This window comes from Pyrococcus woesei (genome assembly GCF_050496105.1).
GTDB lineage: Archaea > Methanobacteriota_B > Thermococci > Thermococcales > Thermococcaceae > Pyrococcus > Pyrococcus furiosus.
Genome location: NZ_CP179867.1, coordinates 1,542,825 through 1,557,547 on the forward strand (window position 1 = coordinate 1,542,825; position 14,723 = coordinate 1,557,547).

General features: G+C 40.7%; 16 protein-coding genes. 6 read left to right on the top strand and 10 right to left on the bottom strand.

Features of this window, described 5'->3' with window-relative positions:
* The first annotated feature begins 2 nt into the window (after positions 1-2).
* Positions 3-1,295 carry a GTPase HflX gene (gene hflX, locus ACMFNG_RS08530; protein ID WP_014835348.1) on the top strand — a complete coding sequence of 431 codons (1,293 nt, stop codon included), beginning with the start codon at positions 3-5 and terminating at the stop codon, positions 1,293-1,295.
* Here hflX and ACMFNG_RS08535 read toward each other — a convergent pair.
* Positions 1,279-2,220, bottom strand: coding sequence for an inorganic phosphate transporter (locus ACMFNG_RS08535; RefSeq protein ID WP_011012318.1), 942 nt, complete (start codon positions 2,218-2,220; stop codon positions 1,279-1,281). The two genes, hflX and ACMFNG_RS08535, sit on opposite strands and share 17 nt — an antisense overlap.
* A 62-nt stretch (positions 2,221-2,282) precedes the next feature.
* Positions 2,283-2,486: a helix-turn-helix transcriptional regulator gene (locus ACMFNG_RS08540; protein WP_011012319.1), complete on the bottom strand. Its 204-nt coding sequence runs from the start codon at positions 2,484-2,486 to the stop codon at positions 2,283-2,285.
* A gap of 73 nt (positions 2,487-2,559) precedes the next feature.
* Here ACMFNG_RS08540 and thrC point away from each other — a divergent pair, with 73 nt between their 5' ends.
* A complete protein-coding gene (gene thrC, locus ACMFNG_RS08545; protein WP_011012320.1) occupies positions 2,560-3,711 on the top strand; it encodes a threonine synthase in 1,152 nt (383 codons plus the stop codon).
* Positions 3,712-3,713: 2 nt separating this feature from the next.
* Here thrC and ACMFNG_RS08550 read toward each other — a convergent pair whose 3' ends face one another.
* From ACMFNG_RS08550 to ACMFNG_RS08565, 4 genes are all read right to left on the bottom strand, one after another.
* Positions 3,714-5,048: a hypothetical protein gene (locus ACMFNG_RS08550; protein ID WP_011012321.1), complete on the bottom strand. Its 1,335-nt coding sequence runs from the start codon at positions 5,046-5,048 to the stop codon at positions 3,714-3,716.
* A gap of 167 nt (positions 5,049-5,215) precedes the next feature.
* The gene (locus tag ACMFNG_RS08555) at positions 5,216-5,725 is read right to left on the bottom strand and encodes a thioredoxin family protein (protein ID WP_014835349.1); all 510 of its coding nucleotides are present in this window, start codon (positions 5,723-5,725) and stop codon (positions 5,216-5,218) included.
* A gap of 42 nt (positions 5,726-5,767) precedes the next feature.
* Entirely contained in the window at positions 5,768-6,154 is a 387-nt protein-coding gene (locus ACMFNG_RS08560) for a hypothetical protein (RefSeq protein WP_014835350.1), read from the bottom strand.
* Positions 6,155-6,184: 30 nt separating this feature from the next.
* Positions 6,185-6,907: a DUF72 domain-containing protein gene (locus ACMFNG_RS08565; RefSeq protein WP_011012325.1), complete on the bottom strand. Its 723-nt coding sequence runs from the start codon at positions 6,905-6,907 to the stop codon at positions 6,185-6,187.
* Between the two features lie 159 nt (positions 6,908-7,066).
* Here ACMFNG_RS08565 and ACMFNG_RS08570 point away from each other — a divergent pair, with 159 nt between their 5' ends.
* A complete protein-coding gene (locus ACMFNG_RS08570; RefSeq protein WP_011012326.1) occupies positions 7,067-8,119 on the top strand; it encodes a M20/M25/M40 family metallo-hydrolase in 1,053 nt (350 codons plus the stop codon).
* On the opposite strand, the gene cdr is transcribed toward ACMFNG_RS08570, so the two are convergent.
* On the bottom strand, positions 8,116-9,444 hold the full coding sequence (gene cdr, locus ACMFNG_RS08575; RefSeq protein ID WP_011012327.1) for a CoA-disulfide reductase: 1,329 nt from the start codon (positions 9,442-9,444) through the stop codon (positions 8,116-8,118). The genes ACMFNG_RS08570 and cdr overlap by 4 nt on opposite strands.
* A gap of 58 nt (positions 9,445-9,502) precedes the next feature.
* Positions 9,503-10,570 (bottom strand): DUF1464 family protein, encoded by a 1,068-nt coding sequence (locus ACMFNG_RS08580; RefSeq protein WP_011012328.1) that lies wholly within the window; start codon positions 10,568-10,570, stop codon positions 9,503-9,505.
* A gap of 64 nt (positions 10,571-10,634) precedes the next feature.
* On the opposite strand from ACMFNG_RS08580, the gene pyk reads away from it, so the two are divergent.
* Genes pyk through ACMFNG_RS08595 form a run of 3 tightly spaced genes read left to right on the top strand, consistent with a single transcriptional unit; the run spans position 10,635 to position 12,955 of the window.
* Positions 10,635-12,059: a pyruvate kinase gene (gene pyk / locus ACMFNG_RS08585; RefSeq protein ID WP_014835351.1), complete on the top strand. Its 1,425-nt coding sequence runs from the start codon at positions 10,635-10,637 to the stop codon at positions 12,057-12,059.
* A 10-nt stretch (positions 12,060-12,069) separates the two neighbouring features.
* Complete coding sequence (locus ACMFNG_RS08590) at positions 12,070-12,393, top strand: iron-sulfur cluster assembly protein (RefSeq protein ID WP_011012330.1); 324 nt, start codon at positions 12,070-12,072, stop codon at positions 12,391-12,393.
* 37 nt (positions 12,394-12,430) lie between these two features.
* A complete protein-coding gene (locus tag ACMFNG_RS08595) occupies positions 12,431-12,955 on the top strand; it encodes a ferritin family protein (RefSeq protein WP_011012331.1) in 525 nt (174 codons plus the stop codon).
* A gap of 3 nt (positions 12,956-12,958) precedes the next feature.
* On the opposite strand, the gene ACMFNG_RS08600 is transcribed toward ACMFNG_RS08595, so the two are convergent.
* Together ACMFNG_RS08600 and dps are read right to left on the bottom strand one after the other, a co-directional pair.
* Entirely contained in the window at positions 12,959-14,008 is a 1,050-nt protein-coding gene (locus ACMFNG_RS08600) for an encapsulin (RefSeq protein ID WP_237718489.1), read from the bottom strand.
* A 67-nt stretch (positions 14,009-14,075) separates the two neighbouring features.
* Positions 14,076-14,633 carry a DNA protection during starvation protein gene (dps, locus tag ACMFNG_RS08605; RefSeq protein ID WP_011012334.1) on the bottom strand — a complete coding sequence of 186 codons (558 nt, stop codon included), beginning with the start codon at positions 14,631-14,633 and terminating at the stop codon, positions 14,076-14,078.
* Positions 14,634-14,723 lie beyond the last annotated feature (90 nt).

The following is a 14,723-nucleotide window of genomic DNA, read 5'->3' on the forward strand; positions in this document are numbered from 1 at the left end:
TGATGAGAGCAATTGGTGTTATTAGAAAATCTCGACAGGAGAGAATTAGTAGGGAAGAGTTTGAAGACCTTTTAAGGAGTGCAGGTTATGAGATTCTTGCAATAGTTGAGCAGGTTAGAGAGGAACATCCCAGATATAATATAGGACCCGGGAAGGTTGAAGAGCTTAAAAGTCTCGTCAAGGAACTCAAACCAGATAAGGTTGTTTTTGCCAATAAATTGACTCCTTCTCAAGCTTACAATCTTTGGAAAGAGCTAAGGGTTGATATAATTGATAAGTGGCAACTTGTCCTCGAAATATTTGAAAAGAGAGCTCATTCCAAAGAGGCAAAGCTCCAAGTTGAGCTAGCTAACCTTCAGTATGAATTACCTCTCGTTAAGGAAGCAATACGAAGAATAAAAATGGGTGATAGAGCTGGATTCAAGGGTATGGGTGAGTACCAGGTTCACCAATACTTTAAGCACATAAGATATAGAATGGGAAAAATCAGAGAAGAGCTGGAGAAGATAAAGGCAGAGAGAGATATAAGAAGGAAGAAGAGAGAAGAGGACGGATTTGTTCTAGTTGCCCTTGCTGGATATACAAATGCAGGAAAATCTACACTCCTAAACGCTTTGACTGGAGAAAACGTCGAAGCAAAAAATCAGATGTTCACAACACTAGATACGACAACAAGGAGATTCAAGCTTGGAGGGAAGCTACTCCTCATTACCGACACTGTCGGTTTTATCGACAATTTACCCCCTTTCATCGTTGAGGCATTCCACTCAACCCTAGAGGAGATAGTAAAGGCCGACATAATAGTTCTAGTCTTAGATTCAAGTGAAGCTTGGCCTGAAATAAGGAGGAAGTTCTTTGCATCTCTCAATGTCCTCAGAGAGTTGAAGGCATTAGAAAGGCCAATGATAATAGCCCTTAACAAGATCGATAAAGTGACTCCCGAGGATGCCGAAACAAAGAAAATGCTTCTAAAGGAGATAGCTGACGGAAGAGTAAACTTGGTTGAAGTTGTAAAGATCTCCGCAAAGAACGGAATTCTTGAAGAGTTGTACACCGCTTTAGAGAAGGCTCTCCTAAAGCTACCTAAGTTCCAATTCTTTGAGATAGTTGTGAAGGACCCCACCCAAGTTGGAAAGATTCTCTCTCTAGTTTACTCCGTAGGAGATGTCCTCGAGGTCACCTATAATGGAGGGGAAGAGACCACAATTAAGGCATATATGCAGAGCGGAATGATAAGAGAGTTAACAAAGCTGGGTGTAGAGATAAAGAGACTACAAATCAGAGAAGAAGCTTAACTAAAACATAGGAAAGGCTCATAGAGAACAATGGAGCAACTACCCATCCAAGTGCAATATGTTGCACTGTCTTCTTCTTAATTCTCTCTCCAGTTGAAAGGGATATTCCAACAATCCCACCTACAACTGCCTGACCAGAGCTGACAGGAAATCCAAAATAATTTGCAATACTTATCGAAAATGCTGCTCCCATTTGTGCAGAAAAGGCAGATAAAGGGTCTAACTCAACCATTTTCTTTCCGATGATATGCATAATTGGATAGCTAAGGGTATAAGCCCCCAGAGAAAGGCACAATGCACCGAAGATTGATGCCTCTTGAGGAGTAAATGTTTCAGCCCCTACGAGGGGAGCGACTGCATTAGCTATATCATTTGTTCCAAGGGTGAAAGCAATGTAAGAACCAGAAACTATGGCCATCCACTTGTATAAAATTTCAAGCCTCTTAATGCTCTTAATTCTTCTGACAAAAATGGAATAATATCTGTATAGGAAGATCGAGAATAGCATTGATATAAAAGGAGAGGCAACCCATGCTAAAACGATGAGGTAAAAAGTCTTCCAGTCAATTGAAGCTCCAAAAGCAAGTCCTACACCTAAAAGTGATCCAACTATTCCCTGGGTTGCCGGAAGTGGTAGACCTTTAACAGTAGCAAGAGTAATAACTAGACCCGAAGAGAGTAGAACTATTATCAAAGCCTCCGTCGAAAGTCCAGAAACCAACTTATCTCCCACAGTTTTCATAACGGCCTCTCCCCGAAGATAAGCTCCAAGAAAGGAAAGAAGAGAGGTTATAAAAACAGCTTGACGAAAGTTTAAAATTCCCGAGCCTACAGCGGCTCCTAGGGCATTGGCAGAGCTATTGGCCCCAATATTCCATAAGAGATAAAATGATACTCCAACTAAAACTAACTCTACAGTGAGCACATTGCTCTCCCTAGGCTTGTTCTACTTACAATTTTAAAGAATTTTGGAAGAAGAAAGAAAAGTCAACCTGTATAATCCGCTATCGTCTTTGCCCTGACTTTAATATCTCCCTCATACTTGATTTCAACTAGACCATCGTGCTCCAATTGTTTTAGGGTTTGAAGGAGTGTTGGCATTGAAGTCTCAAGCTCAGAACTTAAGCTCTTTAGAGAAACAACCCTCTTCTTGGTAGCTAAAACCTTATATACAAACTCCTTAGAGGTCATGGAAAAGACACCATACTAACTACAGCTTGGATATTAATTAATCTTTCTGGACAAAAATGTTCAGGTGATTTATATGCTTAGGTGCACTTCATGTGGAAGAATGTATTCATTTGACAGCCCATATCAAAGGTGCGAATGTGGAGAGCCTTTGGAACTTGAGCTTTTCAATGGGATGTATAAAAAGAAAGGAAAGAGGGTATGGGAAAGGTTTTCTGAGTTCTTTCCTCTCGAACTAGATCCAGAGTTAAGCTTGGGAGAAGGAGATACTCCATTAACAAGAGCAAAGAAGCTTTCGAAAGAACTTGGAATTGAGCTATATTTAAAAAACGAGACTATAAATCCCACGTGGAGTTTTAAAGATAGGGGAACCTACCTGGGAATTCATAGGGCGATACAACTTGACTTTAGAAGGATTGGGACGGTATCAACGGGAAATATGGCGGCAAGTGTTGCCGCATATGGAGCTCATTCTGAGCTCGAAGTTTACATTTTGGTTTCCTCAACAATACCAGAGGAAAAGATTAAGGCCTTAGCTCCCTATGGAGCAAAGATTGTAAAGGTTCATGGGGACTATGGGGAACTCTATTATAGGGCCCTAGAAATAGGGCAGAAAAAGGGAATATATTTCATAAACTCGGATGATCCCTTTAGAGTTGAAGGGTATAAGAGCATAAGCTTCGAGATAAGTGAGGAGATAACTCCAGACTACGTAATAGTCCCTACGTCATCTGGAGGCCTATTTAGAGGTATTGTGAAGGGGTTTCTGGAAGCCAAGAATAGTGGACTAATAGAAAAGCTCCCTAGATTTTTTGTGGTACAGGCTGAGGGCTGTTCTCCAATATGTAAAGCATTCAACGCTGGAAAAGAAAAGATAGAGAGATTTGAAAATCCCCATACAATCGCCCATGCAATAGAAAATCCATATCCTCCAAGTGGAAATGCAGTCCTAAGATTGCTGAAGAAATTGAATGGCATTTGTACCACGGTTACAGATGAAGAGATTCTAGAGGCCCAGAAAATCCTGGGAAGAGAAGGAATTTTTGTTCAACTCGCATCTGCAACAGGAATAGCCGCAGTAAAAAAGCTAAGGCGAAAAGGAATTATCAAAGAAGGAGCAATTGTAGTTAGCATTCTTACGGGCTCTGGATTAAAGACATTGAGGTACATTAAGCAACCAAAAGTCGAGGAATGCTCTTTACAAAGATTAGAAGAGTGCATTGGATAAAATCACTCAGCCTTTATATATAATCCCGTTGGCACTTGGACTGAACATGAGTTGAACAATCCTGCCTTGAAGGTGTAAGGTTGAGAGCTCCTGAAGGCATGGATATTTACTGAAGATCCAAAATTCTGAACCCCTCCATCTATGCTTACTTTTCCTGCTTTTTCATATTGAAGCGACGCCACTAATCCCGCTACCGGTGCCGGAGCACCAAACAGAACAGCAATTGCACCTACTGGAATGCCAACACCAAACTGTATTCCACATTCTCCACTTGTTTCTCTAAGCAAATATTTCAAGCTAACTCCCTCGCCACTTGTCAAATAGTAGTGAAATCCCTCTTCTGTGAACTCATAAAATATCGAATCAAGTCTTGGGGGTGCTATCTCATATCCACCTTCAAGAAGGTATCCATTCGTTCCTTTTTTTGCTTTCACATCATAAATTCCAACATCTATTCTCTCTTTCCCTGTTGGAGTGCAACTATAAGATCCCATTCCCCAAGCGCAAAGGTACTCCTTTTCATGTCTATAGTAGGGCTTTCCCAAAATGTAAATGTAACCAATACTTCCAGCAGGGACGTCCACTGCCCTGTAAAAATAGTAACTTCCTTCTATCGGTATCCACTCCTTTCCATAAATTTTTACCGATGTCGAGAGAACATTAACAGGATCATTACTATTCTTAAACTTTACACTTAGGTCAACCCCATAAACCAGGGTAGCAGAGAATTGAGTTTTATAGTTAGCTTCCAACGCTATGGAACTTTGAAGTCTTCCTTTTCCCTTTCTGTTATCTATGATCAAGATGGGAACTTTCATATAGTCTCTAGCTTCCCAAGATTCTATTGTCTCCCACTTATAGGTGTACCATCCTTCATGCTTTGGGAGGACGTCCTCTTCCACAATTTTTATTGGAATTCTCTTGCTGGCACCATTTAAGTCATTTTGGGAGATTAGAGTTGAACCAAACCCTCTGTAAAGGATTTTATTTTTTCTATCGATAATCCAGATAGAAATTCTGAGTCCATACCTCTTTTCTTTGTCAATGCTCATATTTAACTTCCCAAGTTTAATAACACTTCTAGTAGTATCGAGAATCCAAAAACCAGAGCGCTTAATCCGATAATGTCCAAGAGTTTTAATACCTTCAGGCGTTGCTGCATCAACTTGGACTTGAATCTCATAATCTCTAGAAAACCCTTTAAGTAATTCTCCCTCCTCATTAGTTAAGACCAAGGTTATTCCATCGTCGGACAACATCCACTGTGCAGACACTGAACTCCAAACTAGCGATGTTATCACTATAAAAATGAGAAATCTACCAATCCACTTGTTCATATAAACTACCAAAATACCAGATGAATAATAAATTTATTAAGATTATTGTTGCCAAGTAAAATACCAATGTAAGTTAATATTTATGACACATAAAAACAGAGCATCCATAAGAAGTTGAGGTCTCCCATTAAGGGAGAAAAGAAAGTAGAGTTCGCCAAATTAGACATCTACTGACCCACAACCTCTCCGTTTAGAAACCATTTGGTCATATTTTCAATTGCCTCAATAGCCTTAGTTTCATTTCTGGGTAACAGGTATGTTCCGCTGGATATCAAAATTATTACTCCATTGTTTTCTATAGCCTTCTCAACGATCTCCTGAGCAGCCTCAGGAGGAAATTCCCCCTCAACAACTCCGTATAGCGTATTATTGTAGAATATCCCAATTAGGGGAACACCTCTAACGCCGAGCAACTTGGAAAAGTTCATGTAGATGTTGTAGTTGTGCTGGCTAGCTCCGATGTCATAAAATGTCGTACTTCCCTCTCCATAATACTCAGGAAGAACCTCTTTCATCTTTTGACAATGGGGACAAGTTGGAACTCCATAGATGTAGAAGTGAAACTTACTCTTATCTAATCCTCCAGGAGTTGTAGTGGGGGTCGACTTTTCTGTACATCCAGCGGAGATTACTACCATTATCATTAAGAGTGCAAAGATTATCTTTCCACCCCTCATTTGTCTGACCTCCTTAAAAGGTGTAGATAAGAGTAAATAAGCTTAACCTTTTGAAAGTCCCAGGAAGTCCAAAAGGTTCTTGGCTTTCATTCTCTTCTTGAGCTCTAAATAAGCCTCACTACCATCGCACTCCTGGGAGTATTCAATTCCAGCCTCTTCTAGGAGAAACTTCATTATCCCAAAGGCCATTGATGCCTTTTTCCCTTCCATTTCAACGGCAACAAATGGGTTTCCGTTTTTAACTCCAACAATTACATCGAAGTTTATTCCTCCACAAAGATCTACGTCGATAAAGCTCACTTTTTCGCCCGTCTTCGTCTTTCTGACTAAAGCTCCTGGGAACTTCCTCTTTAGCTTTTCAAGAGTCCTTATAATACTCTCGTACTTATCCTGTGGGATTTCCTCCCTAATCCTAATTTTCTCTATCATAGTAACTCCCACTACTTTTTGGCTCTGCTTTTAAAATTTCATTATCAATTGCTTGAACCTTTGTGCATCTTCACACATATTGGAGTTATTGAAGTAAACATAACTTTCTTCCACGTGGAAGGAAAGCACTCTTTCCCTAATTTTTAGCAATTCTTCATCGCTGTACTTGTAGGAATAAATTATCCTCCCATTCTCATATTTACCATGTAGCCTGTAATAGTTTACCCCTCCTCCATGAAGCGGAACTCTAACCATTGGATCTACAACGTCAATGACGTCAAATTCCCTTACAAACTTCTTTATTCCTCTCTCGCTCCATCCTCTAAGCTCAACGGCAATCTCGAATTCTCCCCTATCTATAATGGAGAAAAACCTCTCGGCATTACTAAAGCTTTCTTCACTCTCCTTGAAACTCCTAGGGAGTTGAATCAAGATAAACCTTGCATTCAGTATTTTTGCCTCATTCAGTGTTATTTTCCAATAATGAATAACTTCATTAGTTGGCCTTAACAGTCCAACATTCTTACTTGGCTTTACGTTACTTCTTCTCCATGTAGGGCTATTTGGAGGATGAGTTACTCCTTGAAAGGCCTTTATTGAAAATACAAACCCTTCTGGAGCTTTTTCTCTCCACTTTTTCAAGGTGCTCTCTTGGAGTATTTTGTAAAAAGTTTGCTGTATTTCCACTGTCGAGAAGTCTTGAAAGTATTTATCCTGCTTTTCACAAAATCCGCATGTTCCAACATGTATCATTTTCCCTCACCCTAAAAATTAAATTTCGCAAAGAGAAATTAAAGATAGCGGGCCGATGATGATGGTGGGCACTCGCCGATTGGTGAGGTAAGGGGCGAGGAGACAGAGGCCCAAATATATTTATAATCTCCTTTTCCTTTAGATAATTAGGTGAGCTTAATGAAAACCGAGAGAGCAAAAGAGATATTAGTTCAGCTTTTGAGAATTCCATCTCCCTCTGGGAGAGAGGACAGAATAGCACTTTACATAATGGATTTCCTGCACAGGCTTGACTATGACGTTCATATTGAGAGTGATGGAGAGATAATAGATCTAGTAGTTAATCCAGAGGCCGAACTATTCTATGAAGTTCACATGGACACAATAGAGCCAAGGGCAGAACCCTTCGTAAGGGGGAACATAGTTTACGGAACGGGAGCTAGCGACATAAAGGGAGGCATTGCAGCGATTCTGCTAATGCTTGAGCAACTAAGAAAAGAGAACAAAGACTTGAATGTTGGGATAGTTTTTGTAAGCGATGAAGAGAAAGGTGGAAGGGGTAGTGCCCTCTTCATGGAGAGGTACAGGCCCAAGATGGCCATAGTTCTTGAGCCAACTGATTTAGAAGTGCATATAGCACACGCTGGAAATATTGAAGCCTATTTCGAAGTTGATGGAAAGGAAGCGCATGGAGCATGTCCGGAGAGTGGAATAAATGCAATAGAGCAGACCTTCGAAATGTTGCAAAAGCTGAAGGAACTCGAACCTTTCAAAGTAAAAGGGAAGTACTTTGACCCACACATAGGAATACAGGAGCTAATATGTGAAAACCCATTCTACTTAATTCCAGGGCTTTGTAAGGGACGATTAGAGGCAAGGTTACTACCAGAGCAGGAAGTAGAGGATGTACTAGACTTGATTGATCCAATCTTAGATGAATATACCATTAGGCATGAATACACTGAAATTTGGGACGGGTATGAGCTAAGTGAGGATGAGGAAATTGTTCAGATTGCAAAGAAAGCAATGGAGGCAACGGGCCTCAACGAATTTGGTGGAATGAGGAGCTGGACAGATGCAATAAACTTCATGTACAACGGAACAAAGACGATAGTATTTGGCCCAGGGAACCTTGACATCTCACACACAAAGAACGAAAGAATTGATGTGAGGGATGTAGTAAAGGCAAGTGAATTCCTAATGTATGTAAATGAAATATATGGAAAGAGCTAGAACTTCAAAACCCTGGCGAGGACTATCAAGGGATCCCAAACCGGGGCAAAGGGTGGTGCATAGGCTAGGTCTGTGAAGAAGACATCCTTAGTTGTGAAGCCAGCTGTAATCATTGCTGCAGCACTGTCGATCCTGGGAAGAATTTCAGCTCCAACTGCCTGCACTCCTAAGAGCCTGTTGGTTTCATTATCCACAACTCCCTTTAGCCATATCTCCCTTCCTCCTGGGTAATAGTGAGGCTTAGTATTTGCCTTAATGAATGCTGTCCTAACATCATATCCTTCTTTTACAGCCTCATTTTCGGTTAACCCCGTTTTTCCGATTTCCAAGTCCATGAACTTGGTAATACTAGTTCCCAGGACTCCTGGGAATTCTATCTCCTTTCCAGCTATGTTGCTTCCAGCAACGTACCCCATTTTATTACCTGCAGGAGCTAAGGGGATCCACACTCTCTTCCCAGTAATTACATGTTTTGTTTCGGCAACATCCCCTGCGGCATATACATTCTCAACGCTAGTCTGCATTTTTTCGTTAGTCCATATTGCACCTGTCTCTCCTATCTTTACCCCCAATTGCTTTGCTAATTCAACGTTGGGCTTTATCCCCGTAGCTATTATTACTAAGTCGGCCTTGTATTCTCCCCCATCTGTAATCACTTTTTCTACTCTCTCCCTTCCCTCTATGCTAAGGGTTTTCTCATGTAACCTCAAGTTTAAATGCTGTCTAAGCTTTTCCTCCACGATATCTGTTATTTCCTTGTCAAAGGTCTTTCTAAGAACTCTCTCGCTTCTCCCGATTAGAGTTACATTCTTCCCTCTAGTAACAAAGGCCTCGGCCATCTCTAAGGCTATGTAACCAGTTCCTATAATCACAACATCTTCAACCTTATTCTTCTCCATATATTCTGTTATAGCTACGGCATCCGGAGGTAAATCAGCTGTAAATACCCCTGGTAAGTCCACTCCTTCTATTTCAGGAATCTGGGGAGAAGCTCCATTGGCGAACACCAGATAATCCCACTCATAGCTCTTTTCTTCTCCATTCTCCCTAACTCTCACGTATCCCGTCTCGACCTCAATAACTTCAGCTTTTAAGTGAAGGTCAATTCCTCTCTTCTTAATGAACACTTCTGGAGGATAGTGCATGAGCTTTTCTTTTGGTGCGATACCTTCAACTACATACGGGATACCACAAGGAGCATGGCTCACCCACTCCGTTGCCTCGAAAACTTTAACGTCCCATTCAGGCCTCAATCTTTTTACTCTAGAAGCGGCACTCATTCCTGCTGCTCCACCACCAATTATGACTACCTTTTTCTTTTCCATAATCTCACCCATCCCAGGTTTAAAACCTTTAGTTAAAAAATTTTAGTGGGGAAGAAATTCAAACATTTAGGGGAAGTCTTACCCAATCTAGAACGCTTCCCCTGCTTCCCTTTATCTCAACCCACTCAACTAAATCCTTAAACTCCCCTCCCATTAAGCCATCTCCAATTATTGCACTCCCCTGAGCAGCTTCCTTTGCTTTTCCTTCCAAGCCCTTAAGCTTAACAACGGGAAGCTTGAATTTATCCTCAAACAAGTCCGTTACATCCTTTCTCAGCTTTTCAATTCTCATTAGCCTCCCAGAGAGAATTATTTCCTTAGCATCTTCAACGATCGCAAGCTCCGAAGCTACGGCCTTCAAAAAGCCATCTTTCATAGCTTCCCAGGCTTTTGCAAAGGGTTCCTCATCAAGCCTCTTGGCAAACTCCTCTGGAGGGAGTATATCTCCACCTGCTATTACCGAAGCTCCACCCCAGAACAAATGAACCTTCTCCACTCTTCCCATTAGGTATGCAACTTCCCCATCAAGGGCACCGCTGTTGACATATGCCGGCCCCGGGAAAATAGTTCCTCCAATACCATCAACGATTTTTCCACCTTTAACGGCTCCCGCATAGTTATATCCAAAGCCAACCTCCAGAAGGACAAAGGAAACCTCAGAGTACTCAATTCCCAATCTCCTTGCTTGATCATAAATTCCCAAAACGGTGATTGCCATCTTATCTGCAGTTCCCATGTCAATCTTATTGTACTTCCTCCACTCCGGAACCGTGGGAAGGTGGATTACCCCAGGTATGAACCAAACGTTTAACTTCTTCTCAGCCATGATATCAACCATTTTTTGGAGGCCTATAAGAACGGGAATTTTCTTCATCTCTTCCTCTCTTACAAGTGTCATTTCAAATCTATCTCTTTCAGTGAGCTCAGAAATGTGCTTGAGTGGAATTCCATATCCACTCGGTCCTATGACTATATCTGGACTAAATTTCTCTATCTCCTCAACTATTTTCTCTGGAGCTTCTGCAACAACCTCGCTTGGAAAGCTCAGATCCAGCTTAACTTTTCCATTTTCAAGCCCAATCACATCAAAACTCTTAGTTCCTGGATCAACTCCAACGGCCCTCATGGTTGAGTCTTCTGGCGAATATTTTTTATTGTTTTCGAAGAAAAATTAGGGCAAGGTGAGAAGGGTGAAGCTCCCATCTCACAAGACAAAAATTGTAGCTACAATAGGGCCAGCGACTAATTCGAGAAAAATGATAAAACAACTCATTAAGGCGGGGATGAATGTTGCAAGAATAAACTTCTCCCATGGAAGTTTTGAAGAGCATGCAAGAGTCATAGAAATAATAAGAGAGGAGGCACAAAAATTAGACAGGAGAGTTGCAATACTTGCAGATCTACCTGGATTGAAAATAAGAGTCGGTGAGATAAAAGGGGGTTACGTAGAGCTAAAGAGAGGAGAAAAGGTAATATTAACAACAAAGGATGTTGAGGGTGATGAAACTACGATACCAGTGGATTATAAAGGCTTTCCAAATTTGGTATCGAAGGGAGACATCATATACCTTAATGACGGATACATAGTCTTAAAGGTGGAGAACGTTAGGGAGAACGAAGTTGAAGCAGTTGTTCTTTCAGGAGGAAAGCTCTTCTCGAGAAAGGGCGTCAATATACCCAAGGCCTACCTCCCAGTCGAAGCCATAACTCCAAAAGACTTTGAAATTATGAAATTTGCAATTGAGCATGGGGTGGATGCAATAGGATTGAGCTTCGTTGGGAGCGTTTATGATGTTCTAAAGGCCAAGAGTTTCCTTGAGAAAAATAATGCCGAGGATGTATTTGTAATTGCAAAGATCGAAAGACCTGACGCCGTGAGGAATTTTGACGAGATTCTTAATGCCGCTGATGGAATTATGATTGCTAGAGGAGATTTAGGGGTAGAGATGCCGATAGAGCAGCTACCAATTCTTCAGAAGAAATTGATCAGGAAAGCCAATATGGAAGGGAAACCAGTGATTACGGCAACACAAATGCTTGTGTCAATGACAACGGAAAAAGTGCCAACAAGGGCCGAAGTTACGGACGTTGCAAACGCAATTCTTGATGGAACGGATGCAGTTATGCTATCAGAAGAAACGGCCATAGGAAAATTCCCCATTGAGACCGTAGAGATGATGGGAAAGATAGCTAAGGTCACTGAAGAATATAGGGAAAGTTTTGGGTTAAGCAGAATAAGGGAGTTTATGGAGATCAAAAAGGGAACAATAAAAGAGGCTATCACTAGAAGTATAATTGACGCAATATGCACAATAGACATTAAGTTTATACTAACACCCACCAGAACGGGAAGAACTGCTAGGCTAATCTCAAGATTTAAGCCCAAGCAGTGGATTTTAGCCTTCTCAACAAATGAAAGGGTGTGCAACAATCTCATGTTCAGCTATGGAGTTTATCCCTTCTGCCTAGAAGAGGGATTCGATGAGAACGATATAGTTAGGTTGATAAAAGGACTGGGCCTTGTGGAAAGCGATGATATGGTTTTAATGACGGAAGGAAAGCCAATTGAAAAAACAGTTGGAACTAACTCAATTAAGATATTCCAAATAGCTTGAGGTGAGAAAAATGAAGGTTTATTACCCAGGGAGAGAGTGGCCTGAGGAATACAAAAGAGTTTTGGAAAAGATGAAAGAAATAATTGATCCAGTTACTGGGGATAATATTCTAGACTCAGGTGTTGTTGCAGGATTAGAAGTGAAAGATAGAACCCTAAAAGTTTGGCTTAGATTCGAAAGCCAGGCTGAATATAATATTCTCGGCGGGGCGGCGATGGCCTATTCAAAAATAGTTGGAGACATAATGGAGAAGTTTGCACTTGTGATGTTTGACAATGTCTACGTCTATGACCTCAGAAATAACATAGTTGGAGTTTTTGAAAAGAAAAAGTGATATATTAGTGTGAAATATTAAGTTGTGGTGATATTACATGACAATCCAAGAAGTTAGGGAAGGCCTCCCAATAGAAAAAATGGCAGATTTTTCCCTTGAAGAGCTTTTGGGAATGGCTATAAAGGCCGAAATTGGAGCTAGGGAATTTTATAAAAGTTTAGCTGAGAAGATAAAGATTGAAGCTCTAAAAGAAAAAATTAATTGGCTTGCTGAAGAAGAGAAGAAACATGAAGCCTTGCTAAGGAAATTATATTCTCAAATGTTTCCAGGAAAAGAAGTTGTCTTTCCAAAAGAACATATTGGTCCAGAGCTCCAGCCCGTTGCCAGAGAGCTTGAAAAAGTGCAGGATATAATAGACCTAATTCGTTGGGCAATGAAGGCTGAAGAAATTGCGGCAGAGTTTTACCTAAAGCTCGAAGAAATGGTAAAGGAAGAAGAAAAGAAAAGGCTCATGAGATATCTAGCTGATATGGAAAGAGGGCACTACTACACCTTAAGGGCCGAGTACGAGCTATTGCTCAATTGGGAAATGTACAGCCAAATGATGCACATAGGGCCGTGAACTTCACTCTAAGACTACTATTGCCTCTGGGTTCTTTATTCTTATTCCTATAGCTTCACTAACCAAGAATGCAACGTCGTCTCCTTCAGGTCCTAGCTCTTGTAGAGTCACATCTTGGCCAACTACAACGTCAAGAACAGCTGGTGTATTGGCAAATATTATTACCTTATTCTCATCAATGTTTAGAGTAACAATGATTCCTCCCCTGAATATCTCTTTTAGCACTTCAACTAGCATCTTTCCACTCTTCTCGTAAATTTTTAGCAACTTTGCATATCTTTTTGGGTTAATTATCAGCCCAAATGGTCCAGCTGACGCATTTGAGGCTTCCTGCAGTGCGTTCATTAAATCATTAAGTGCTTCTTCTGGATTGTCCCAGGAGGAAAGTTTCATTTTCTTAATTCCCTCTGTGGATAGAATTTCTCTTATTACTAGCGACTCTTCGTCTTTAACTAGGAGTTCCCCAGCTTTAGTTGCTATAGATACATCGTAAGTCCCATCGTTGAGTTCTCTTATTCCCACATAGAATTTCTTCTTCAATAATGGAATTGGCTTGTACTCTTGCTTTACTACCCTAACACCATCTTCAAATTTAATGATGTCAACCCTGAATGATTGTCCTTCTATTCTCGTTACTGGCAAGTGCTTTAGTAAAGATCTTCCCTTATTTACCCCATCCAAAAGAGCACTTCTCAACTTCTCAAAATATTCCACGTTAGATTCCTCCTTCTTGTTATCATTTATGTGAGCCTCAATTCCAGTTAGCTCCTTGACTTCCTCAAATCCACCCTTCAGCTCAGTTACTTGTTCTGGATCCAAATTTAGAAGGAGTGCCATGAATTCTCCAACGTGAGCCTTCTCCTCCCTTGCAACATCAAGGAGAATCTTTCTTACGTTTTCATCTTCGGAATATCTTGCCATCTGCTCATATAGATTTATTGCATCAAGCTCAGCTATTATTGCTAATCTCAGAATTTCCATTAATTCTTCTTTGGTGTATGGCTTATCCCTATTTATAAGGGTTGGATTTATTGAGAGCATGTAGATCACCACTTTAATTCTTCTTTGTGAGGATTATAAAAGTTTCGTAAAAAAATATTAAAAGGTGCAAATTGCAAACCTATCTAGTTTTCAAAAACTTTGAGACATATGGACTTTCCCCAGGCTTTCCTCTTCTAAAGTGACCACTCGGCTTTCCAGTCAAGAGCTCTTCAAACCATGCTTCATGCTCTATCTCTTCATGTAATATGGCAAGGGCCAAATCATAAGTCCTTGGATCCTTTCCAAAAGTGTAGTTGCATATTTCTGTATAGACTCCAACTGCACATCTCTCAGCTTCGAGTAGGACTTTTAGAATGTTCTCTATAGTGGGCTCTTCTGGTAGGTAGGCATCTCTACAAGAAGCTAGATCTGCAAATTCCCGAATATCCCTTGGTAATTCTCCTCCAAGCTCGTATATTCTTGGCACGAGGGCTTCAAAATGGTTTCTGTCCTCAAGTCTAGCATCTTCGATAATCTCCTTAATTGCTTCTCCTTCCAGACCTGTTGCATGGTTTCTAAGTATAGTGTAGTAATAATACGTTGTGAACTCTGCTGCAGCCGCTTTAATGAGAAGTTCCAACAGCTTCTCTACATCTATTCCTGTCCTTTCAACTAATCTCCTATTATGCTCTGGCATAAGGTATCACAAATTTTAGTAGACATTTCTATTTAATAAACTTTTCTGTTTAGAAATAACTTCTAACTAAAAAGCCTTATAAAGTAAAAG